Below are 22,583 nucleotides of genomic sequence, written 5' to 3'. Positions count from 1 at the left end.
CAGCCTCGTTCTTTATAGTTTGTTGTCAGCGATTCGCTCTCTCAAATTCTCAATTTTAGAGCGGATTGCTTTTATAGTACGTTCAAAGTCCACATCGCTTTTGCCGGTTGGGTCATCTAACCCCCAATCCTCCCTGTGCATACAGGGCAAAAAAGGACACTGCACATTGCAGCCCATGGTCACCACGATATCCACTGGGGGAATCTCCTCCAGCAGCTTACTGCGCTGAGTTCGCTCCATGTCGATGCCATAAATCTGCTTCATCAGCCGCACAGCATCCTGATTGATTTGCGGCTTTACTTCCGTTCCGGCAGAATAGCTTTCAAAGACATCAGACGCAAGGTACTTGCCCAGTGCTTCGGCAATTTGGCTGCGGCAGGAGTTGTGTACGCAGATAAATGCTACTTTAGGTTTGCTCATACTGGAAACCATCCTTTCGTTTTGTTGGCGATTTTTACAAGCAACAGCATCACCGGCACCTCGGTCAGCACGCCAACTACGGTGGCAAGAGCCGCCGGTGAAGTAGTACCAAACAATGCAATCGCCACAGCGACCGACAGTTCAAAGAAGTTGGACGCGCCAATCATCCCCGCAGGGGCGGCAATATCATGGGGCAGCTTCAGCCATTTGCAAGCAAAATAAGCGATGAAGAAAATAAGGAAAGTTTGCAAAACAAGCGGCACAGCAATGAGTAGAATGTGCAGCGGATTATTCAAAATCACATCACCTTGGAAGGAAAACAGCAATACCAAAGTGAGCAGCAGACCAATGCTGGTGGCATTATCAAATTTATGGACAAAGGTGTTTTCAAAATACTCTGTGCCCTTGCGATTTGTCACCAGCACACGGGTCAGAATACCGCCCGCAAGCGGAATGACTACAAATAAAATGACCGATAAAATCAGCGTGTCCCATGGCACGGACACGTTGGAAACGCCCAGTAGGAATTTCACAATCGGCACAAAGGCAACCAGAATAATCAAATCGTTGGTTGCTACCTGTACTACGGTGTAGGCAGGGTTTCCTTTGGTGAGCGTGCTCCAGACGAACACCATCGCTGTGCAGGGTGCCGCACCCAAGAGTACTGCACCCGCCAGATACTCCTTGGCGAGGTCAGGGGCAATCAAGCCCTTAAAAACCACATAGAAAAATAGCGCGGCGATACCGTACATGGTGAACGGCTTGATGAGCCAGTTTGTCACCCATGTGACGAATAACCCCTTTGGGTTTTTCCCCACATTTTTGACGCTCTGGAAATTCACCTTCATCATCATGGGATAAATCATCACCCAAATGAGGATGGCGACCGGAATAGAAACTCTGGCATACTCAAAACGGCCTAAAAATGCAGGAACGGCAGGTAAAAGTTTACCAATTAAAACACCTGCCGTCATACAGAGAGCAACCCACACGGTCAGGTATTTTTGAAAGAAGCCAATGCTTTGTGATTTTTCCTTTGCCATAAATTTACCCCCGTACTTTTTGCAGGATTTTAACGACCTCGTCCTTTTTTAAAACCTTTCCAAAGGAAACGACCTTGCCGTCCACAACCAATGCAGGAGTTGTCATCACACCGTAAGCAGCGATCTGTGTAAAGTCTGTCACATGGTCAATGGTGGCATCCATGCCAAGCTCTTTGAGCGCTTCCAAGGTAGCCGCTTCCAGTTGATTGCACTTTGCACAGCCCGAGCCAAGCACCTTGACGGATGAACCGCTCACTTTTGCTTTTTCGGCTTCCGCAATCGTTTCTGTATTGCAGTCACCGCCACAGCAGCAACCGGAGTTTTTTGCTTTTGCTTCTTCGTCAGCTTTCTTTGCGGCAATTTCGGAGGGCTTGCACATTTCCCCGCAACCACACTGCACCAATTCTTCCTCTGCATTTTTCTTTTTACCAAAACCAAACAATGCCATAATAAAAACCTCCTTAAATTCATGATTAGAAACCTGAATATAACAAATAGAAACCGATGAGCAGGATCACCGCGCCCATGACGATTTTCAAAATAGCGCTGGCTTTTCCATACTTCTCGCTTTGGGAGAGCTTTTGGGCAAAGCCCATGGAAGGCTCCGCAATCACGGCGAGAATGCCGTGCCCAATGAAATAGAGCAGCAGTAGCAAAACACTCCATACAAGGCTGCCCGCCGTGGCCGCAAGGATACCCAAAACCGTAAAGGTCAATCTCGGCAATGACGGCGAAAATCAAAAGTGGAATAACTGTTTTTATATCCTTTGTTTACTCATCCGCAAGTACCTTCAGGGCAGCAACCGGTCTTCACAGCTTTTCCCTCAAAGAAGTTTTTGAGATTTTCTGGAAGTGAATACTCGCCGCAGTCACAAACGGGCTGCACCATGCCGAGCACAGCTCTTAGAATTCCTTCGGCCAGCATGGCTTTGGGCGGTACTTCATAGGCTTGACCTTTGTATGCAAAGGTACGACAGGTCACATCGGTTCCGCTGATTTCACCACAGCAGCCGCAGGTGTTTTCCGCAACAGGTCCGCAGATATCCTGCCCATTTACACGAATGGTGGGCGACGCAAGGAATCGGTAGTGCTCCGCCAGTTCTTTTGTGGCGATCTGTACCTTTTGAAGCCGCATGGTATATCCGGCAGCCTCCAGAGCGGGCGCGATACTGCCCAAAACTTCTTCCAGTACCGCATCGGCGCCGATACAGCGGTCACAGGTATTGAGATCAAGATAGAGATATTCCACAAGCACAGCCTTGGAGGAATCCTCCTCACAAGCCCCGCCGCGGCAGCAATCTACGCTTTTTTTTGCACTGCATTCGCCGTTTGGCGGTGTCCAGCCAGTATCGTCGCCTACATAGGAGATGGCGCCTGCCGGACACTTGTTGCCGCAGCCGTGGCAACGGTCAATGCAGTTTCCGGGTTGCATCACCACAGGGGACGGGGCTTTTGCTTTGTTATAAACACTGTGGGAGCAAAAATCCACGCAGGTTCCGCATTCAGTGCAAGCAAGATAATCGATGACTGGATACCAGTTTTTAGCCATTCTCTTTCCCTCCCATTAAACCAGTAGATACTGGAAAATATTAAACAGATAGCCAACAATGATAATGCCGATGGTGCAGATGGCAATAAATGTGCCCAACAGCTTCGGCTTTACCGCCTTGCGCAGCATGATGATGGAGGGCAGGGAAAGCGTTGTGACTGCCATCATAAAGGAGAGAACCGTACCAAGCTGCGCGCCTTTGTAGAGCAGCGCTTCGGCCACCGGAATCGTGCCGAAAATGTCAGCGTACATGGGAACGCCAAGCAGAGTTGCCAGCACTACCCCAAAAGGATTATTGCTGCCAAGCACCATCTCAATCCAGCTTTCAGGAATCCAGTTGTGGATGATAGCTCCGATGCCCACGCCAACCAGAATGTACGGCAGAACTTTTTTGAAGGTTGACACCACCTGATCCTTGGCGTAAATGACACGCTCTTTGCGGGTTAAGTCAGGCGATTCAAAATCTACGCCGCTTGCCGAGCGAATGAATTCTTCCACATAGTTTTCCATGTGAAGTTTTTCAATCAGCGTACCGCCAACGACCGCGATAACCAGGCCCACAACGACATAGACGATAGCGACCTTTGTGCCAAAGATGCTCATGAGCAGAACGAGCGACCCGAGGTCTACCATGGGTGAGGAAATCAGAAAGGAAAAAGTCACGCCAAGGGGCAGTCCGGCACTGGTAAATCCAATGAACAGAGGTATGGAGGAGCAAGAGCAAAAAGGCGTTACCGTGCCAAGCAGTGCTGCCATGATATTTGCCCACACGCCGTGAAAGCGGCTCATAATTTTCTTGCTTCGTTCCGGCGGGAAGTAGCTTTGAATGTACGAGATGATGAAAATCAGCACGCAGAGCAGTACGGTGATTTTTAGTACATCATAGATAAAGAATTGAACGCTGCCACCAATTCGTCCTGTTACATCAAGACCGAACAACGAGAGCAGATTACCGATTAGGGCGTTGAGCCATTTCATTCCAAGCACTTGGTCTTGAAAGAACAGCCACGTATTTTGAAGGATCTCCATAGGGTAAGCGCCTCTCTTTCTTAAATTCAATAGTCATATCAAAAAAACTTGATATGTTGTGCCGAATAAAAGCCATCTTCCATCAGATGGCCGTTATTGATTGCAACAACGAGTATCTTCAGCGGTTGCATTGGGGGTGGTAATTGCTTTTAACAGGAGCATGGCCTCGTGGCTGCCCTGTTCACTGATTTTATAATGTGTCCATTTGCCTTCCTGTCTGCTTTCGACAATACCCGATTCACATAAAATCTTCATGTGATAGGACAAGGAGGACTGACCGATTTCCATTTGATCAATGAGCACGCAGGCGCATTTTTCACCGCTGCGCAGCAGTTCCAAAATGGCAAGCCGCTTTTCATCGCAAAATGCCTTAAATACATTAGCGTTCTTCTCCGGAGTAAGCTCCAACGTTTATCACCTCACATCAAATTATCTTGATATGATATAGTATATGCTTCACATCAAAAAATGTCAATATGAAAGGAAGCGCTGTTTATGAAAATTAAAATCCGTTCACCGACCTAATGCAAGGATACTCTGGACTATTCTTGGCATGTAGACAAAGCAAGAGCCGTTGCGTCAAGTAAGATGCAACGGCTCAAATTCGTGATAAGTCAGATTTTATTGTGTAGGTGAAGTTAAACTACTAACAGAGGGTGTGCTCATACCCTTACACAATGTTTTCACCCAAAATAATTTTTGGCATAGTGGTTAAGCATCTGTTCCATCGCTTGTAAAAATGCTCTAACCCTAACTTTGACACCCTTGCGTGAGTTTCTTCATCTCTAACAGTCCAATGTAAAACATAAGTGACTTTGCCTACATTGCGTGTGAGGCGAACAGGCAATGCCCCTTCTTTAACGGCATTAAAATCTGTTTGGCGGTGGGTGCGTTTGATATATCTAACTTCAATAACACCATCCTGCTCCATATAAAAGGCGGCAACCTCTTTCATAAGTTGCTCAATTTCCTCTTGCTTTTCAATCTTTGCCTCATAGATACAAATTTCATTAAACATTTATTGCACCACCTCACACATTATATAAATTATATAAAACTTGCTCACCGAGCGTTAATTTCCCATGCTACCGTTTCACAAAAGTTTTACACGGCAGATATATAAAGTGAGTTTACCATAGTAAAGCGGAACTTTCAATTAAACAAATATGAACAATGGAAAGGACACAGATACTATGAAAAAGTCCGTTCGCCATCCTTTTGCAAGGATACTCTGGACGATTTTGGGGATGTAGTGGAACAAATAATGTTTCGTTGCTTTAATATGTCTTGTAGATGTCATATTATCATCTTATAATAAAAGCAGTAGAGGTGATAATATGCAGATTAACAGGCTATTCGAAATGGTTTATCTATTGCTGAACAAAAAAAGTATGACCGCCGGGGAGCTCGCAACACACTTTGAGGTTTCACCCCGCACGATTTACCGGGATGTAGAGCTTCTATCCTCGGCGGGAATACCCATTTATATGACCAAGGGCAAGGGTGGTGGAATTTCACTGCTCCCTGACTTCGTTCTCAATAAAACTGTCCTGACCGATGGCGAAAAGTCAGATATTCTCGCTGCACTTCACGCAGTAGATGCGGTCAACTTGGAGCAAACCAATACTGCGGTGCAAAAGCTGTCCTCCCTATTTGGAAACACCAGCGCCGATTGGGTTGAAGTTGATTTCTCCGGCTGGGCAAACGCCGATGAGGAAGCGCAGCTGTTCAGCCTGCTGAAAAGCGCCATTCTCGGAAAGAAAAAAGTGGCGTTTCAGTATCACAGCAGTGAGGGCAGCACGCAGCGCACAGCAGAACCCATGAAACTCTGCTTTAAGGGACAGAGCTGGTATCTTTATGCTTTCTGCACAGTGCGTCAAGATTATCGGTTTTTCAAACTGCGGCGCATGAAAGAATTGAAGCTGCTTGACGAGCGCTTTGAACGCACTGCCTCCGCGAAGATATTTGAAGGCACAAAAATATTTCAAGATGATTTCGTGACAATCACACTGAAGCTGTCAAAGAAAATGGCGTATCGTGTCTATGATGAATTTTCACAATACAAAACGCTTCCCAGCGGTGATTTCATTGCGACGCTCACCATGCCCAGAGGCGATTGGGTCTATCAATATCTTGCGACCTTTGGTGAGGATTGTGAGATCATAGAACCGGAGGATATCCGCCTGCAAATCAAGGATAAGCTGCAAAAAACACTGGCACAATATTTATAATATGACACGCTGCTGTCAATTGGTCTTTGCTATGATGATAGTATCAAAGACAAGGAGGACGATCAAATGAACTACGAAGTTGTGCATTTAGAGGAAAAGATTATTGTTGGGGTAAGTGCTGCGACCAGCAACAGCGACCCTGAAATGGGGAAAATCATTGGCGGGCTTTGGGAGAAGTTATACCAAGGCGGCATCAATGCCGTGATAAAAAACAAGGTAAACGAGTACGCCATTGGGCTGTATTCCGATTATACGGCCGATGGGTACTGTGTAACAGCGGGTAATGAGGTTTCCAAGGCAGAAAATCCTGAACTGACCGTAAAAACAATCCCTGCCGGAAAATACGCAAAATTCTCTGTGCATGGGCATATGGAAAAGGCCGTCTCTGACTCATGGGGAGAGATTTGGCAGACGGATTTAGACCGCAGCTTTACAGGCGATTTCGAGGAATACCGAAATGCCGACCCGGAAAACTGTGATATTGATATCTACATTGCTCTGAAGTAAGGGGGGGGAACGTATGAAATTAGAAGGCTTCGGAATTTTCGTGAAAGATATGCCGACTATGGTGCGTTTTTACCGTGATGTTCTTGGGTTTGAAATCAAGGAGGAAGAAGATTCCAGCAATGTCTATCTGGTGAAAGATGGCACTTTGTTTTTACTTTATCGCAGAACAGATTTTGAGCAGATGGCAAAAAGGTCGTTTTCTTATGCGAATGGCATCCATGGCCATTATGAAATTGCGATGGGTGTAGAAAACTATGCCGCAGTAGATGATACCTTTAAGCGGGTTGTGTCAAACGGTGCCGTGCCGGTCTTAGAACCTACAACAGAGCCGTGGGGACAGCGGACTTGCTATGTTGCAGATCCAGAGGGCAACTTAATTGAAATTGGTTCCTTTACCAAATAAGCAGCTACACAATTGCCTATGCCTAAAAAGAAGGAGACGAAATAACAAATGGATTATAGAAAAGAATTTGAGCGCATGATGCAAACACAAACAGCCATGGCGCTGGCTACAGCGGCAGACGGAGCGCCCAATGTACGCATCGTCAATTTTTATTATGATGCAGAGACGAAAGCCCTGTATTTCTCCACCTTTAGCGACAACCAAAAGGTTGCGGAGTTTGAGAAAAATCCTCATGCTGCATTCACAACGATTCCGGAAAGTGGAGAAGAACACGTTCGGGTCAGGAATGGGATTGTTCGGAAAAGCTCTGTTTCGGTGGAAGCCATCAAGGATCAGTTTCTATTGAAGCTGCCGGAATACATTATGAGCATCCCTGATGTACTTCCTGCGCTTATCCTGTTCGAAATCACCTTTGACCAAGCGGATGTGGTCATTGACTTTGAACACATGGAAACGATTGCGGTATAGTCTGAAACCCCTGTCGGCAGCGAGTTGCAACTATTCTCCAAGGCGCACTGTGAATGAACCCACGGTGTGCCTTTTTTATTTCCCCCAAAAGACGTTTGCAGCAGCAAAACAAGGAGGGCGGCAGAACCGCTCTCCTTGCTTTTTGTAAACGGGCTATGCTATTTATCGTTGCCGTCGGGCTCTGAATCTCTTTTGAGTTCCACAATAACGCCGTCATCACCGGAGATAAAAAGCTCCTCCGTCTTTTGCTGCGCACGCTGAAGCAGCGAGATGGCATCCGTCACATCGTTAAACAGCGAATCATACATTTTTTTGTAATCTGCCACACAATAGACCTCCTTTTCCTTATTTCGGCGGCCACCGTTGTGTGGTATTGAAGCTCTGACCGGACGGATTGTCAAGTCGTTTCTGAAGTTTTCTAAATGTTAGCACCCTGTCAGAAATCCGTTCAGACAGATATGCAGGCACACCGCATTTTATTGCATGGTGTGCCTTTTTTATTTCCACAGAAAGGGGTGAGAATCCAATGTTCATATGGGACTTTGTCCTTGGAACCGTGATGGATCAGATCATCGAATGGCTCTACGGACAGGTGGTCGGTTTTCTGGCCGATTTTTTTGCACAGATGGGAAATATGGGCGTGGAGCTGTTCGAAATGAGCTGGGTGCAGTCCATCGTCCTGTTTTTTTCCTATCTGGCTTGGGCGCTGTATGGAACCGGGCTGGTGGTGTCGGCGTTTGAAACCGGCATCGAGTACCAGCACGGCCGGGGCAGCATCAAGGACACCGCCTTAAACGCCATTAAGGGCTTTATGGCGGTGTCCCTTTTTACCATCGTGCCGGTGGAGCTGTTCAAGCTCTCGGTCAATCTCCAGAGCAGCCTCACGGCGGGGATCACCGGCTATGGAACCAGCTTTGGCGACCTTGCCGGGAACATCATTTCCGAGCTTGGCAGCTCACCGGATATGGTTGGCGCCATGGGCTCCGGCGTGTTCGGAGGGCTGGCTGTCATTACAAGCCCCATCCTGCTGCTCTTTATGATCATCATGATGGGGTACGCGGTCATTAAGGTGTTCTTTGCCAACCTGAAGCGCGGCGGCATCCTGCTCATACAGATTGCCGTGGGCAGCCTGTATATGTTTTCCGTTCCCCGCGGCTACATCGACGGTTTTACACAGTGGTGCAAGCAGATCATCGGTCTGTGCCTCACCACATTTTTGCAGGCAACCATCCTTGCGGCGGGGCTTATGGTGCTGCGAACCCACGCTCTGCTGGGGCTTGGTCTGATGCTGGCCGCAGGAGAAGTACCGCGAATTGCCGGAGCCTTCGGGCTGGATACCAGTACAAAGGCCAACGTGATGAGCGCCGTGTATACCGCACAGGCTGCCGTCAACACCACCCGCACCATCGTACAGGCGGTAGCGCCGAAATAAGCACAGAAAGGAAAAGCCTATGAAATTAATCTATGTGGCGTCCCCTTATGCCGGGGACATCGAACAGAACACCGCATTTGCCAGGAAAGCGTGCCGCCATGTGATGAACGAGGGGCACGCTTTTTTTGCGCCCCATCTGTTATATCCGCAGCTCCTTGATGATTCCAATCCGCAGGAGCGTCAGGCGGGTCTGGATATGGGACTTGCCATGCTGCCCCGCTGTGACGAGTTGTGGTGCTACGGCGACCGCATCTCCTATGGAATGCACCTTGAAATCGAGGAAGCGGTCAGAATCGGAATCCCGGTTCGCCGGGTGATGGAACAGGAAAACGGCTTTGCCATCGGCAGAGCCAAAGGCACCGAACCGGCCGAAGCTCCCCAGCAGGCGATGAGGATGGCCTGATGATGACGATGGGGAGCCTCTTCGATGGGATCGGAGGTTTTCCATTGGCGGCTATCCGCAACGGTATCACTCCCGTATGGGCCAGTGAAATCGAAGCCTTTCCCATTGAAGTGACGAAAATCCGATTCCCCGAAATGCTCCATGTCGGGGATATTACAAAGCTGGACGGAGCGAAATTGCCGCCTGTGGACGTCATTTGCGGCGGCAGCCCGTGTCAAGATTTATCGGTCGCTGGCCAGCGCCGGGGCTTGGCGGGTGAGCGTTCCGGCCTGTTTATGGAGCAGACACGCATTGCGAAGGAGATGAGAAAATCCGATGAGCAACGAAACGTACCAGCTCACCTTGTTCGACCTCGATACCTCGTTTGGGAGAATGTCCCCGGAGCCTTCAGCTCCGCAGAGGGGGAGGACTTCCGGGCGGTCATTGAGGAGATCGTCCGCATTAAGTACAGTGCCTGTGATGTGCCTCGACCTGAGTCCGGGCGCTGGGAATCTGCTGGGGCTGTCCTTTTGGGAAATGAATTCAGCCTGGCTTGGAGAGTCATGGACGCTCAATTCTGGGGAGTCGCCCAGCGCCGCCGTCGCATCTTCCTTGTCGCAGATTTTGGAGGCACGACCGCACCCGAAATACTATTTAAGCAAGACAGCCTGTTTGGGGATATTGCGCAGAGCGGAGGCCCGCGGCAAGGAGCTGCCGCCCCAGCTCAGGGACGCACTGATGATACAGGCGGGGCTTGCCTGACCCCATGGGATGTACAGAGCCGCCGCATTTTTGAAGAAACCGGAACATGGCCCGCCCTCTATAGTGGTGAAGGCGGTGGGCACGGATATATTCAGACAGAAGAAAGAATACCCATTGCTTTCGCCGCCAACCAACGTGATGAAGTGCGGGATTTGCACGATATTGCAGGGGCAGTACAGGCTCAGCCGGGGATGAAACAGCAGACCTTTGTGGCAGAACCGCTGTTGTGCTTAAACGATCAGGGCGGCGAACGGATGGATGTCACCGAGGATGTGGCGTCCACGCTGCGCGCCGGTATGGGCGGGCATCCTCCCCTTGTATCTCAGCCAAACTGTCTGAACGGCTGGGATACCCAGCAAAGCCGTGTGTTCACGCCGGAGGGTGTGGCGCCGACTCTTGCCGGTGCGGACGGCGGCGGGGGAAGAAACCCGGCAGGGCTTCTGTTTGCGGCAGGCGTTGTCAGCAAGGGTGACGGCGACTGCTTTCTCTCACCGGAGGTACACACCTCTATTACCGGCGGCGGTGGGCAGGCCGGACAGGGCTATCCCTGTGTGCTTACCGCGGGCTTCTGCGGAAATGCCAGCGCCGATGCGAGAGGAATCGGCTATCAGGCGGAGTGCTCACCCACCATTAAAACCGGCACGGCCCCATCGGTACTGTGCCTCAACGATCAGGGCGGCAGTCAGATGCACTGTACCGAGGATATCACCGGCACCCTCCGCGCACAGGAGCATGGACACCAGCCGCTGGTGTTTGACAACCACGCACAAGATTCCCGCTTTACCGGACCGGTGGATGTGTCGCAGACAGTATCCGCAGGCTTCGGGCAGGGCGGGAACAATCAGCCGCTGGTCATGGCGACCCAGCAGGGCGGCGCTGAAATTGGCGAGGGCATCTGCCCGACCATTACGGCAAGTGCCGGGATGAGTGGCAATAATCAGCCGGTATTATTTGAAAATCACGGCATTGACAGCCGCTACACCGGCCCCCATGCAGTAGCGCCCACCATGTCCGCCCGGATGGGAACAGGCGGCAATAATGTTCCGCTGGTGGGCAGTGCCGTTGCCTTTTCGCTGGATTCCAAGGAATCCAACAGCATGAAATCAGCAAATCCCCATTCGGGATGCCGGGAAACGGAGGTTGCCAGAACCATTGACACAACCAGCCCCGATCCCAGCAAGAACCAAGGCGGCATTGCTATTTTGCAGGAAACCATCTGCATTGCCGGAAACACCATCGACCGGGAGCCGGAAAACGGCGGCAACGGCCTCGGCTGTCAGCCGGACATCAGCTACACCATTACAACCAGCGACCGGCACGCAGTGTGTGAGCCATACCAAGAGGTGGTGGGCGCGCTTTGCCGTGGAGATGAGAAAGGCATCGGCAGCCAGTATGTCAGTCAGAACAAATGCATTGTGGAAAGGCGCAACCTCATCCGCAGGCTTACCCCTCTGGAATGTGAACGGCTCCAAGGTTTTCCCGATGGCTGGACGCTAATTCCGGGGGCATCTGACAGCGCCCGGTATAAAGCTCTTGGAAATAGTGTGGCGATACCCTGCGTGGACTTTGTCCTCCGAGGCATCGCTTATTTTTTACGAAAAATCTATGAGGAACAGGAGGGATCACCCCGATGTACATCTACCCCGACAACTTAAAATCAAAGGCGACCCTGTGGCTGTGGGATCTGCGGGACATCGGAATCATCGGCATCGAATGCCTGATTTCTGTCTTTGCCCTCTCCCGGCTGGGCTGGCTGCCGCCCATTGTTCTGACGGCGGTCTATGCCTTTTTATCCATCCGCTTCGAGGATGTGAGCATCCTTGACTTTATCCGCTACGCCGTCGCTTTCTTCTTTGGCAAGCAGCAGACCTACGAATGGAGGGGATGAATATGAACAGAAAAAAGAAACAGGAGGCCAGAGAAAAAGCCTCCACCCGCCAGCTCATGGGCATTGATGGCATCACCGCCCACAGCCTTGTAACGCCCCACGGTGAGCTGGTGTTTTTTATGATTAAACCGACCAATATCAGTGTTTTGTCTGAGAGCAGCGTGGGGGCAAGAATCTACGCTCTTATGAATGTTCTCAAGGGCATTGCTGAAATTGAAATGCTGTGCCTGAACAGCCGGGAAAACTTCGAGGACAATAAGAGTTATCTCAAAGCAAGAATGGATGCCGAGCAGAATCCTGTCATCCGAAAACTGCTGGCACAGGATCAGACCGCCCTTGACCGTATGCAGGTGCAGATGGCAACGGCAAGGGAATTTCTAATCATCATCCGGCTGAGAAATGAAAAGGAACGCGATGTTCAGCCCTACCTCTCCCGCATCGAAAAGAGCCTTAAGGATCAGGGCTTCACGGTGCGCAAGGCGGGTGAATCGGACATCAAGCGCCTGCTGGGTGTCTATTATGAGCAGAATGTCACAACGGAACAATACGAGGATTATGACGGAGAAAGGTGGGTGATTTTCGGTGAGTAAAAACAGAAAAAGAGAAAAATCAGTGCCGCAGGAGGATGCAAAAATCAAGGATTTCCTTGACATGATCGCTCCGGGCATCATCAAATTCAACACCGACCACTTCATATGCGGCAACACCTACCGCTGTGTGTGGGTGCTGCGGGAATATCCCACAGCTACCGAGGAACAGGCCATCCTGCGCCACCTCGGAGAAAAGGACGGCGTGACCCTGCGCATCTACACCCGTCAGGTAACGGCGGCCGAGGAAAAGAAGATCATCCACAATGCCGCCAACAAAAATCGCATGGATAAGAGCAGTACCAACGATCTCCAGCAGACCGTCACCGCCGAAAGCAATCTGCAGGATGTAGTGACGCTGGTCTCCTCCATGCACCGGAATCGGGAGCCGCTTCTGCACTGCGCTGTTTTTATCGAGCTGACCGCTCACGATTCCGATGCGCTGAAGCTGCTCCAGACCGATGTGCTCACCGAGCTGGTGCGCTCCAAGCTCAATGTGGACCGGCTCATGCTGCGCCAGCGGGAGGGTTTTCTCGCCGTAGGCCCCGCTGGCTGGAATGTGTTCGCCAGCCAGTTTGAACGGGTGCTGCCCGCAAGCTCCGTGGCAAACCTCTATCCTTTCAACTACAGCGGTAAGACCGACCCTCACGGCTTTTACCTCGGCAGGGATAAGTTCGGCTCCAATATCATTGCGGATTTTGACAAGCGCGACGATGACAAAACCAACGCCAATGTCCTGATACTCGGTAACTCCGGCCAAGGCAAGAGCTACCTGTTAAAGCTCATTCTCTGCAATATCCTCGAATCGGGCAAGTCGGTTCTGTGCCTTGATCCAGAGCACGAATATGTGGAGCTGGCGGAAAACCTCGGCGGCTGTTTCATTGATCTCATGTCGGGCCGGTACCGGATCAACCCGCTGGAGCCGAAAACATGGGACGAGGGCGGCAGCCCGGAGGACACCGACGCGCCCCAGGCGTTCCGCCAGTCCACCAAGCTCAGTCAGCACATCAGCTTTCTCAAGGATTTCTTCCGGTGCTACAAAGATTTTTCCGACCGCCACATTGACGCCATTGAAATCATGCTGGGCAAGCTGTACGAACAGTTCGGAATCAGCGACCGCACCGATTTCAAGAGCCTTGCCGCCACGGACTACCCCATTTTGTCCGACCTCTATGCCCTGATTGAAGCCGAGTACAAGGGCTACGACAAAACCAAATACCAGCTCTACCCGCCGGAGCTTTTGCAGGAAATCCTGCTGGGGCTTCACTCCATGTGCATGGGCGCGGAAAGTCAGTTTTTCAACGGCCACACCAACGTAACCTCCGACCGCTTTATTGTGTTCGGAGTAAAAGGCTTGCTCCAGGCCAGTCGGAACGTGAAAAACGCCCTGCTGTTCAATGTTCTGTCCTTCATGAGCGACAAGCTTCTGACCGAGGGGAACACCGCCGCCTCCATTGACGAGTTGTATCTGTTCCTCACGAACCTGACAGCCATTGAATACATCCGCAATTTCATGAAGCGTGTGCGCAAGAAGGAATCGGCGGTTATTCTTTCGTCACAGAACTTGGAGGACTTCAATATTGAGCACATCCGCGAATTGACCAAGCCGCTGTTTTCCATTCCGTCTCATGCGTTTCTGTTCAACGCAGGCAACATCGACAAGCGGTTCTATATCGACTCCCTCCAGCTGGAAGAAAGCGAATACAACCTGATCCGCTTTCCCCAGCGCGGTGTCTGCCTCTACAAATGCGGCATTGAGCGGTATAACCTCGCGGTTCACGCTCCGGCATATAAGGAGAAATTGTTCGGAACGGCGGGCGGCAGATAACATGGAAAGGAGAAAAATCATGAACAGACTGCAACAGCAGAAAGAAAACAAATCAGGACTCCTCGAAGATATGCTGTCCTTCATCCGCTACACACCCAATCGGGAGGCGGATCTTTTAGCGTTTATGGAGAAATACCAGAAAGCGGATTGCGACGAGCGCCCCGCCATTTTGGAGCAGCTCCGGTGCTGCATGGATGGCAAGGAATACCCCGATCCCTACGCCGGGAGCTACCACTATACCCCGGAGGATGTGTCTGTCATGGGGCAGATTCTGGATGACTACATTGACGACCTCACCTTGGCGCAGGGTGATCCCGCCGCCGTTTCAGAGTGTGTGCGGGATACGGTGCTGAAAATCAATGCGCTCAACGAGGAATGCGGGCGGTATCTCATTGATACCTGGCGCAGGGAACGGCTGTGCGGCTTCATCAACTCTGCGGCGGAGCTGGCGGGGCTGTCTCAGGAAAAAGACCTGACCCTGCAGCACAGGATATGGTAAAGGCAGTGAGTAAATGGAGATACAGGGTCAGGATTTCGGGATTGAAATTGAAATGACCGGGCTTACCAGAAGCCGCGCTGCCGAGGTCATTGCCGAATATTTCGGCACCACAAAAGAATATGAGGGCAGCTTCTATGACACCTATTTCGCAAGGGATACCACCGGCCGCAAATGGAAGGTCATGAGCGACGGCAGTCTGGACTGCCAGCGGAAGGAGGGCCGCAGGAAGGTCAGCGCCGACCGGAACTACAGCGTGGAGCTGGTCAGCCCCATCTGCCAGTACGGGGATATCGAAACGGTGCAGGAGCTGATCCGCAGGCTCCGGGAGGCCGGTGCGTTTGTGAATTCCTCCTGTGGCATCCACATTCATATCAATGCCGCGCCCTTTGACGCACCCCACCTCCGTAATCTGGTCAACATCATGGCGGCCAAGGAGGATATGATTTACAAGGCGCTGAAGGTCTCGCGTGGGAGGGAAAGCCACTACTGCCAGAAGATTGACCCCGCTTTTTTAGAGCGGCTCAACCGGCAGAAGCCCGCCACCCTCGACCGGCTGAAAAGCCTCTGGTATAACGGCGGGGACGGCAGCCGGGAGCATTACCACCATAGCCGCTACCACTGCCTGAATCTGCACAGTGTGTTCCAAAAGGGTACGGTGGAATTCCGGGCGTTCAACGGAGAGCTGCACGCCGGAAAAATCAAGGCGTACATCCAGTTCTGTCTTGCCATGACCGCGCAGGCGCTCAACCAGCGGTCGGCAAGTCCTACGAAAACACAGTCCAGCAATGAAAAATATACTTTCCGTGTTTGGCTTCTGCGCCTCGGTATGATCGGGGACGAGTTTAAAACCGCCCGTAAGCATCTGCTGGATCATCTGGAGGGCTGCATCGCGTGGAAAGACCCGGCACAGGCCCAAAGGCAAAAGGAACGGCTGCGTCAGAAGCGGGAGGCGGAGCGTCAGCAGACACAGGCTCCCCCGGAAGAAGCGGTGCCGGAACCTATTATGGAAGCGGAGGACGAGCAGTCCCCCGCTTTTACTATGTCCATGTAGAAGGGAGAACGTATGAAAAGCAAACTGTATATCGCCTATGGCAGCAATCTTAATCTGCCGCAGATGGCGCACCGGTGCCCATCCGCCAAGGTGGTGGGGGCATCCGAAATCAAGGATTATGCCCTTGTGTTCCGGGGCGGCCGAAACGGAGCCGTTGCCACCATTGAGCCCTGCGAGGGTTCCTCCGTCCCTGTTTTGCTGTGGAAGATCACGCCGAAGGATGAAGCGGCGCTGGATGTTTATGAGGGCTTTCCCCGGTTCTATGACAAGGAACTGATGGAACTGCCACTGGATGGACAGTCGGTGTCCGCCATGGTCTATGTGATGACGCCGGGGCATCGCTTGGGGTATCCCTCGGACTATTACTACAACACCATCCGTGAGGGCTACAAAACCGCGGGCTTTGACACCGCTGTTCTGGAGCAGGCGGTGGACTATACCGAGCAGCTCATGGCAAGTGAGCCGGAGCCGGAACAGCAGAGTCTATTCGGCTTTGGCGGTCTGAAATGGTGGTGACGGCATGGCAGATCCCGCAACCATCGCAGCTGTTGTAAAAGCCGCCGCTACCGCGCTCTCGGATGAACGCACCCGGAAAACCATCTGCTGGATCATTGCCGCCGTCCTGTCCCCGCTGATTTTGGTCGTCGTGCTGGTCTGCTCCTTGCTTTCCGGCACCACAAACCACAACAACACCGCCGTGGAGCTGTGCTTTCACGGCGGTGTCATTCCGGCGAGTATGCCTGCGGAGTACCGGGAATACATCGGGGATATGCGCCAGAGCTTCACCCTCATAGACAATGCCATCGATAACGTGAACGCAGAGATGGAGGACGGCGACAGCCTTGACAATTACCGGGTCAAGGCAATTTTTTATTCTCTGTTCTTCGGCGCAGCGTCCCCCTCCCGACTGGAACACCGGCGCTATGTGGACTGCTTTGTGACGTATGAGGAACGCACCCGCACCGTGGAGAACGGCGACGGCACCACCTCGGAAGAAACCTATACCGTAGCCGTACCCATCACCTCTCTGCCCGCTGTCTACAACAACATCCGCGCGCTGTTCGGCAGAGCCGTCACTTATGAGGATCAGGCCAACGCCAATGAAATCTATTACCGCGCCCGATATGGCACCGGCGCGCCCATGGAAGATGACAATTCCGGGCTGTGGGAGGACTGGACGCCGGATCAGATGGACGGTTTTTATTCCGATTTGCCTGTCGGAGAAGCGGGTGCACAGGCTGTCCGGCTGGGGCTTTCCCGCCTTGGAGACCCGTATTCGCAGGAGCTTCGAGGACAGGGCAGCTACACCGACTGCAGCTATCTTGTACAGTGGGTGTACAAAAAGCTGGGGGTAAATCTGCCTGGCACGGCTGCGGCGCAGGGCAAATACTGCGTGGACAACGGGCTGACGATTCCAAAATCCAGCCTTGCTCCCGGAGATTTGGTGTTCTGGAGCCACAAGCCCAACGACCGCTTCATGAACATTACCCACGTTGGCATCTACGCCGGGGACGGCAAGGTGGTGGACGCATCCTCCTCGAAAGGACAGGTCGTCTACCGGGATTTGTTCGATTCCGGCAAGCAGGTGCTGTACGCAAGACCCTACGCGGAAGCGCCGGAAGCCTCCGCCTCCGGCTTGATTTCTCCGCTGGGTAAGAACTGGCGCTCCATGGTGACCTCTGAATTCGGCGGCAGGACGGACCCGCTCACCGGCGAGTGGGCGGGGCATTCCGGTATTGATCTCGGCGCATCGAAAGGCACCTCCATCCGTGCGGCACAGGCGGGAACAGTGAAAACCGTAGTCTATGGCAGCACCGGCTACGGCTATTATCTCACCATTGACCACGGCGGCGGGCTGGTCACCTTATACGGTCACTGCTCTGAGATTCTCGTCCGTGAGGGGCAAACCGTGAAAGCCGGGGAAACCGTTGCCAAGGTGGGTTCCACCGGGCGCAGCACCGGAAACCATCTGCACTTTGAGGTGCGGGTGAACGGTGTGAAGCAAAATCCGAGAAATTATCTACCATAAATTTAAGAAGGAAGGGCTGATTTTATGCGTGAGAACAAGATTAAGGTACTCAAAATTGAGCCGGGGCAGGCGCCCCATGTCAAGGAAATTCAAAATGACCTTGCCAGCCTGCAGGCGGAGGTGGGCGGCCTGATTGAATGCATCAGCTTTCCCAACGGCTGCGTTGCCGTCTGCAATGAGGAAGGCAAAATAAACGGAATGCCGCCCAACAGGCGGCTGGGCGCGGACATTATCTGCGGTCCGTTTTTTGTCTGCGACACCACCTATGACGGCAACTTTACCTCGCTCGGCAAGAGTAAGGTCGCGGAATACAGCCAGCTTTTTGCTGACATTCCCGAATTCACCGGGCAGGAACCGGAGCTGGAACCCGGCTTCACCTTTATGGGATTTCGATTTTAAGGAGGACACTCAGCATGAAAAAAGAAAGCATTACCGTGCAAATGGACGGCGAAAAGCTCCGTGCGGTGAAACGCTACATGGAGAAAAAGGATGCGGATCTCACACAGGAGCTCTGCGATTCCTTGCAGAAGCTCTATGAAAAATACGTTCCGTCTTCCGTCCGGGAATATATTGACGAGGGCTGCGAGGATGCTCCCGCCACCGCTTCGCCCAAAAAGCAAAAAGAAAAAGAGAAATCTGCTCCTGCCGCTGATGGCACACAGGACAGGGCGGCACATTAAGGCGCATGCCCGTCCCCCAGCGTTGCCCCCTGTTCGCCCCTGTGTGCCGCTTTGACAGGCGGTGTGGCATCCATGCACCCATCCCACTCTAAACGGCAACGTGAGGGCTTTGTGCGAGCGTTGGGAAAAGGCTCTCTGCACCCCAAATCCAGCAGTCTCCACGGTCGAAAAAAGAGCAGGAGAAAGGCGGGTGGTCGCAAGCGACCGCCCGCCGCCCACTTCGCCCAGCAGTGCTGGGCGTTTTTCGCACTTTCCCATGAGGTGGTCGGATTGGGGATTTGTCACGGTCAAGGTGGTCGGAAACTGCGAAAGCAGAGGGAAACAAAGGAATTTACACGGTCACCTCGCAGGTGTACACGCACGAAATGGAGGATTTCACATGAAAAACAACAAGGAACGAACGGCTGTCTGGCTGTATCCAGAAACCATGGAGCGGCTGGACGGCTGGCTCATACAGGATAACTGCAAGAGCCGAAGCGAGTTTATTGAAAAAGCGCTCTGCTTTTACATGGGCTACCTTGGGACGGAGGACACCTCCTCCTATCTTTCCAAGGCACTGCTTTCCTCCATAGAGGGAACCTTGCAGAAAACGGAGAACCGGGTGGCAGGCAATCTTTTTCGCCTCTCAGTGGAAATCAGCATGATGATGCATCTGCTGGCGACTACGCTGGATGTCTCGGATGAGGAACTGATTCGGCTTCGCGGCCGATGTGTTGCCGAGGTGAAAAAGACCAAAGGAAAAATCCGGCTGGATGATGCGGTGGAATTTCAAAGCAGAGCGGATGATGAATAATGGCGCGCATTATCGTCAAGAACGGTTACCTTAAGGGCGGCAGTGAAAAAACAGCCGCCCATCTGAATAACCTCGTCAAATATATCGCTACCCGTGACGGCGTAGAAAAAATAAAGAGCGGTCATGAGCTCTGGCACTCCACCCAAAAACAGCAAACGCTCATAGGCGAAATTCTTCGGGAATTTCCCGACGCCAAAGAAATGTTTGAGTACGAGGACTATCTCGCAAATCCAAACCGGGAAAACGCTTCGGAATTCATCACCATCGCTCTGGAACAGCATCTTGATAAAATCGGAGATCGGGAAAAGTATCTGGATTACATCGCAAACCGTCCTCGCGTTGAAAAGTTCGACAGCCACGGCCTGTTTACAGCCGGGGATGCGCCGCTGGTCTTGTCTCAGGTGGCGGAGGAAGTAGCCACCCACACCGGAAATGTATGGACTCCGATTATTTCCCTGCGCCGGGAGGATGCCGCCCGGCTGGGCTATGACAGCGCCCGTGCGTGGAAGGCACTGCTTTCCGCCAAGGCAATGGAGCTGGCGGAGAATCTGAAAATCCACCCCGATCACCTGAAATGGTACGCGGCGTTTCACAATGAATCGCATCATCCGCATATTCACATGATCTGCTACAGCACCGATCCCAGAGAGGGCTACCTCACCAAACAGGGTATCCGCAAAATGAAGTCCTCTCTGGCAAATGAGATTTTCCGTCAGGAGCTCATCCCGCTTTATGGTGAAAAGACCCAGCGGCGGGATGAGTTGAAGGAACAGGCCGCCGAAGCTATGGGGGAACTGATCCGCCAGATGAAGGGCGGCGTTTTGGTCAGCGGGCGCATGGAGCAGCTCCTCACATACCTTGCCGAACGTCTGCAAACGGTCAGCGAAAAAAAGCAGTACGGCTATCTGAAAGCGGACCTGAAAAATGTGGTGGATGAAATCGTGGATGAGCTTGCCAAGGACAGCCGCATAGCAGAAGCCTACCGTCTGTGGTGGGAGGTCAGGGGCAGAATCGAAGCCGTCTACACCGAAACACCCTTCGATCCGCCGCCCCTTTCCCGCTGTGAGGATTTCAAGCCCATCCGAAACATGGTTATTCAGGAGGCGTTGAACCTTGGTAGCGGAACCATAACCTTTGAGGAACCGGCATCGGTGGAAACCGCTCTGCCGGATGCCGAACCGGATGACAATACACCTTCTGTGGAGCCTGCGCCGGAGAACACACCCGCCGAGCCGGAGGAAGATTCTGAACCGCCGAATCGTATACCGTCCTCCGATGGAGAGAAATCCTCCGGCTCATGGTGGACGGAGGAATACAAGCTGGCAAAGCAGTATCTGCATGGCGATGAGGATGCCGGAATCCCGCAGGATTTTGAAAAGGCCCGTGAACTTTTCCTTGCAGAAGCCGGGGCGGAGAACCCTCTTGCCCTGTATGACCTTGGCCGGATGTCCGCCGATGGGCTTGGGTGCGAAGCGGATGCAGATGCCGCCTATTGCTGGTACGAAAAGGCACTTGCGCTATTTCATGCCGCCGAGGAAGCAAAACCTTGGAAATACACCGAGTACCGCATCGGCAAAATGGTCGCCGCAGGACTTGGCGCCGAGCAGGACGATCTGCAGGCGGCAGACTGGCTCACCCTTTCCGCAAACGAAAAATATAAGTATGCGCAGTATTCCCTCGGCGGTCTGTACTATCATGGCAAGGGTGTGGATCAAAATCATGAAACCGCCTTTGACCTCTATACCCGTTCGGCAGACCAGAGCTTTCCCTATGCCAGCTTCGAGCTTGGGAAAATGCTGCGGGATGGAATCGGCTGTGTGAAAAACCAGCCGGACGCTGACCAGCGCTTCAAGAAAGCCTTTCTCGGCTTTGTCTCTCTGGAGGAAAAAGGGCACGACGATAAGCTCCAGTACCGGCTGGGCTGGATGCTTCTGAATGGCGTAGGCACGGAAAAGGATGAAGCCAAGGCTAAGGAATACTTTGAAAAGGCGGCAACGGTGGGAAATCCTTTTGCCTGCTACCAGCTCGCCAAGCTCATTCTCTCCGATGATACAGCATCTCCACCAGAGGTGGAAAAAGCTCTCGGCTATCTCAAGCAGGCGGTGGAGGCGGAAAATCCCTACGCCGCCTATTTTCTTGGCAAGCTCTATGAAAAGGGACAGCGCGTTCCGCAGAACACGGCCGAGGCAGTACGGCTCTACACCCTGTCGGCGGAGCAGAACAACGACTTTGCGGCATACCGGCTGGGCAAGCTGTACCTTGGCGGCGGTGGCGTCCTCAAGGATGTGGAAGCCGCAATCCGCTGGCTGACCTTTGCCGCCGACCGAAAGAATCCATTTGCCGAATATGCCCTCGGCGTTCTCTATCTCAAGGGAGAGGATGTTCCCAAAGATATCCCCAAAGCACTGGAATACTTGAAACGCTCCGCCGCACAGGGAAATCAGTATGCGCAATACCGGCTGAGCAAGGTGTATCTCATGGGCGAAGATGTGCAAAAGGATATTCCCGCTGCCCTGCAATTCTTGACAGCCGCCGCTGAACAGGGAAACCAGTATGCGCAGTACACCCTTGGCAAGCTGTACCTGATGGGAAAAGACGTTCCGAAAGACAAGGAGGCCGCCGTCCGCTGGTTTACCCTTTCAGCGGCGCAGGGAAATGTTTACGCGCAGTTTTTCCTTGACCATATGGGCGATTTCAAAGACCCCTCCGTCCTGCTGGCGGGCACACGGCTTCTGCATCACATGAGCCGTGTATTTGCAGATAACGCCCCACCCCTAAAACCGCCTGGACAGCGCACCGACCGCAAGCTCCTGCGCAGGCTCCGGGAGAAGAAGCAGGCGCAGGGTCATGCGCGGGACGACCACGAACAGACCATGTCACTCTAAAAACGACAGGAGGATCACCATGAAAAAGCAGAAAAAGAAAACCGGGCAGATACCCGTCCGGAAAAATTTGTATCCAAAGCAATGCCGTCCTGTAAAAAGGGCGGCATTTTTTCATCG

Annotated in this window: 27 protein-coding genes; 18 read left to right on the top strand and 9 right to left on the bottom strand. The window is 52.4% G+C overall.

The window, feature by feature from the left end; genetic code table 11:
* Positions 1 to 12 precede the first annotated feature (12 nt).
* The 8 genes from ACRQV7_RS01120 to ACRQV7_RS01085 all read right to left on the bottom strand — a co-directional run bounded on the left by ACRQV7_RS01120 (position 13) and on the right by ACRQV7_RS01085 (position 5,059).
* A complete protein-coding gene (locus ACRQV7_RS01120) occupies positions 13 to 420 on the bottom strand; it encodes an arsenate reductase ArsC (RefSeq protein WP_018213998.1) in 408 nt (135 codons plus the stop codon).
* Entirely contained in the window at positions 417 to 1,463 is a 1,047-nt protein-coding gene (gene arsB, locus ACRQV7_RS01115; RefSeq protein ID WP_018213997.1) for an ACR3 family arsenite efflux transporter, read from the bottom strand. Before arsB ends, ACRQV7_RS01120 begins: the two co-directional genes overlap by 4 nt.
* A 4-nt stretch (positions 1,464 to 1,467) precedes the next feature.
* Positions 1,468 to 1,842, bottom strand: a complete 375-nt coding sequence (locus ACRQV7_RS01110) for a thioredoxin family protein (protein ID WP_312576926.1) — start codon at positions 1,840 to 1,842, stop codon at positions 1,468 to 1,470.
* A gap of 94 nt (positions 1,843 to 1,936) precedes the next feature.
* Positions 1,937 to 2,188, bottom strand: coding sequence for a hypothetical protein (locus ACRQV7_RS01105; protein WP_139104090.1), 252 nt, complete (start codon positions 2,186 to 2,188; stop codon positions 1,937 to 1,939).
* A 50-nt stretch (positions 2,189 to 2,238) separates the two neighbouring features.
* Positions 2,239 to 3,012, bottom strand: coding sequence for a DUF2703 domain-containing protein (locus ACRQV7_RS01100; RefSeq protein WP_018213994.1), 774 nt, complete (start codon positions 3,010 to 3,012; stop codon positions 2,239 to 2,241).
* A 15-nt stretch (positions 3,013 to 3,027) separates the two neighbouring features.
* Positions 3,028 to 4,041, bottom strand: a complete 1,014-nt coding sequence (locus ACRQV7_RS01095) for a permease (RefSeq protein WP_018213993.1) — start codon at positions 4,039 to 4,041, stop codon at positions 3,028 to 3,030.
* 93 nt (positions 4,042 to 4,134) lie between these two features.
* Positions 4,135 to 4,449: an ArsR/SmtB family transcription factor gene (locus ACRQV7_RS01090; RefSeq protein WP_018213992.1), complete on the bottom strand. Its 315-nt coding sequence runs from the start codon at positions 4,447 to 4,449 to the stop codon at positions 4,135 to 4,137.
* 262 nt (positions 4,450 to 4,711) lie between these two features.
* Positions 4,712 to 5,059 carry a hypothetical protein gene (locus ACRQV7_RS01085; RefSeq protein WP_018213991.1) on the bottom strand — a complete coding sequence of 116 codons (348 nt, stop codon included), beginning with the start codon at positions 5,057 to 5,059 and terminating at the stop codon, positions 4,712 to 4,714.
* 319 nt (positions 5,060 to 5,378) lie between these two features.
* Here ACRQV7_RS01085 and ACRQV7_RS01080 point away from each other — a divergent pair, with 319 nt between their 5' ends.
* From ACRQV7_RS01080 to ACRQV7_RS01065, 4 genes are all read left to right on the top strand, one after another.
* Positions 5,379 to 6,272: a helix-turn-helix transcriptional regulator gene (locus tag ACRQV7_RS01080; RefSeq protein WP_018213990.1), complete on the top strand. Its 894-nt coding sequence runs from the start codon at positions 5,379 to 5,381 to the stop codon at positions 6,270 to 6,272.
* 66 nt (positions 6,273 to 6,338) lie between these two features.
* Positions 6,339 to 6,779, top strand: coding sequence for a GyrI-like domain-containing protein (locus ACRQV7_RS01075; protein WP_018213989.1), 441 nt, complete (start codon positions 6,339 to 6,341; stop codon positions 6,777 to 6,779).
* A 13-nt stretch (positions 6,780 to 6,792) separates the two neighbouring features.
* Entirely contained in the window at positions 6,793 to 7,182 is a 390-nt protein-coding gene (locus ACRQV7_RS01070; protein ID WP_018213988.1) for a VOC family protein, read from the top strand.
* Positions 7,183 to 7,230: 48 nt separating this feature from the next.
* Positions 7,231 to 7,650: a pyridoxamine 5'-phosphate oxidase family protein gene (locus ACRQV7_RS01065; protein WP_018213987.1), complete on the top strand. Its 420-nt coding sequence runs from the start codon at positions 7,231 to 7,233 to the stop codon at positions 7,648 to 7,650.
* A 158-nt stretch (positions 7,651 to 7,808) separates the two neighbouring features.
* On the opposite strand, the gene ACRQV7_RS01060 is transcribed toward ACRQV7_RS01065, so the two are convergent.
* The gene (locus ACRQV7_RS01060; RefSeq protein ID WP_018213986.1) at positions 7,809 to 7,976 is read right to left on the bottom strand and encodes a hypothetical protein; all 168 of its coding nucleotides are present in this window, start codon (positions 7,974 to 7,976) and stop codon (positions 7,809 to 7,811) included.
* Between the two features lie 200 nt (positions 7,977 to 8,176).
* On the opposite strand from ACRQV7_RS01060, the gene ACRQV7_RS01055 reads away from it, so the two are divergent.
* The 14 genes from ACRQV7_RS01055 to mobP3 all read left to right on the top strand — a co-directional run bounded on the left by ACRQV7_RS01055 (position 8,177) and on the right by mobP3 (position 22,466).
* The gene (locus ACRQV7_RS01055) at positions 8,177 to 9,082 is read left to right on the top strand and encodes a conjugal transfer protein TrbL family protein (protein WP_018213985.1); all 906 of its coding nucleotides are present in this window, start codon (positions 8,177 to 8,179) and stop codon (positions 9,080 to 9,082) included.
* Between the two features lie 19 nt (positions 9,083 to 9,101).
* The gene (locus ACRQV7_RS01050) at positions 9,102 to 9,485 is read left to right on the top strand and encodes a DUF7768 domain-containing protein (protein ID WP_018213984.1); all 384 of its coding nucleotides are present in this window, start codon (positions 9,102 to 9,104) and stop codon (positions 9,483 to 9,485) included.
* Positions 9,485 to 11,881, top strand: coding sequence for a DNA cytosine methyltransferase (locus ACRQV7_RS01045; RefSeq protein ID WP_074432651.1), 2,397 nt, complete (start codon positions 9,485 to 9,487; stop codon positions 11,879 to 11,881). Before ACRQV7_RS01050 ends, ACRQV7_RS01045 begins: the two co-directional genes overlap by 1 nt.
* On the top strand, positions 11,857 to 12,114 hold the full coding sequence (locus ACRQV7_RS01040; RefSeq protein ID WP_018213977.1) for a hypothetical protein: 258 nt from the start codon (positions 11,857 to 11,859) through the stop codon (positions 12,112 to 12,114). Before ACRQV7_RS01045 ends, ACRQV7_RS01040 begins: the two co-directional genes overlap by 25 nt.
* Positions 12,102 to 12,704, top strand: coding sequence for a hypothetical protein (locus tag ACRQV7_RS01035; protein WP_018213976.1), 603 nt, complete (start codon positions 12,102 to 12,104; stop codon positions 12,702 to 12,704). Before ACRQV7_RS01040 ends, ACRQV7_RS01035 begins: the two co-directional genes overlap by 13 nt.
* Positions 12,705 to 12,765: 61 nt before the next feature.
* Positions 12,766 to 14,529 (top strand): helicase HerA domain-containing protein, encoded by a 1,764-nt coding sequence (locus ACRQV7_RS01030; protein ID WP_207729943.1) that lies wholly within the window; start codon positions 12,766 to 12,768, stop codon positions 14,527 to 14,529.
* A 19-nt stretch (positions 14,530 to 14,548) separates the two neighbouring features.
* Complete coding sequence (locus ACRQV7_RS01025) at positions 14,549 to 15,028, top strand: hypothetical protein (protein WP_018213974.1); 480 nt, start codon at positions 14,549 to 14,551, stop codon at positions 15,026 to 15,028.
* Positions 15,029 to 15,041: 13 nt separating this feature from the next.
* The gene (locus tag ACRQV7_RS01020) at positions 15,042 to 16,079 is read left to right on the top strand and encodes an amidoligase family protein (RefSeq protein WP_018213973.1); all 1,038 of its coding nucleotides are present in this window, start codon (positions 15,042 to 15,044) and stop codon (positions 16,077 to 16,079) included.
* Positions 16,080 to 16,091: 12 nt separating this feature from the next.
* Positions 16,092 to 16,595, top strand: coding sequence for a gamma-glutamylcyclotransferase family protein (locus ACRQV7_RS01015; RefSeq protein ID WP_018213972.1), 504 nt, complete (start codon positions 16,092 to 16,094; stop codon positions 16,593 to 16,595).
* A 4-nt stretch (positions 16,596 to 16,599) separates the two neighbouring features.
* Positions 16,600 to 18,108, top strand: coding sequence for a peptidoglycan DD-metalloendopeptidase family protein (locus ACRQV7_RS01010; protein ID WP_018213971.1), 1,509 nt, complete (start codon positions 16,600 to 16,602; stop codon positions 18,106 to 18,108).
* 24 nt (positions 18,109 to 18,132) lie between these two features.
* A complete protein-coding gene (locus ACRQV7_RS01005) occupies positions 18,133 to 18,507 on the top strand; it encodes a DUF3846 domain-containing protein (RefSeq protein WP_018213970.1) in 375 nt (124 codons plus the stop codon).
* Between the two features lie 14 nt (positions 18,508 to 18,521).
* The gene (locus ACRQV7_RS01000) at positions 18,522 to 18,788 is read left to right on the top strand and encodes a DUF6103 family protein (protein WP_018213969.1); all 267 of its coding nucleotides are present in this window, start codon (positions 18,522 to 18,524) and stop codon (positions 18,786 to 18,788) included.
* 379 nt (positions 18,789 to 19,167) lie between these two features.
* Complete coding sequence (locus ACRQV7_RS00995) at positions 19,168 to 19,581, top strand: hypothetical protein (protein WP_195198666.1); 414 nt, start codon at positions 19,168 to 19,170, stop codon at positions 19,579 to 19,581.
* Positions 19,581 to 22,466, top strand: a complete 2,886-nt coding sequence (gene mobP3, locus ACRQV7_RS00990; RefSeq protein ID WP_444659100.1) for a MobP3 family relaxase — start codon at positions 19,581 to 19,583, stop codon at positions 22,464 to 22,466. Before ACRQV7_RS00995 ends, mobP3 begins: the two co-directional genes overlap by 1 nt.
* Positions 22,467 to 22,583: the final 117 nt, after the last annotated feature.

Origin of the sequence: Caproiciproducens lactatisolvens (genome assembly GCF_052443335.1) — a bacterium.
Lineage (GTDB): Bacteria > Bacillota > Clostridia > Oscillospirales > Acutalibacteraceae > Caproiciproducens.
This window is presented reverse-complemented; position numbering and strand designations above follow the sequence as displayed.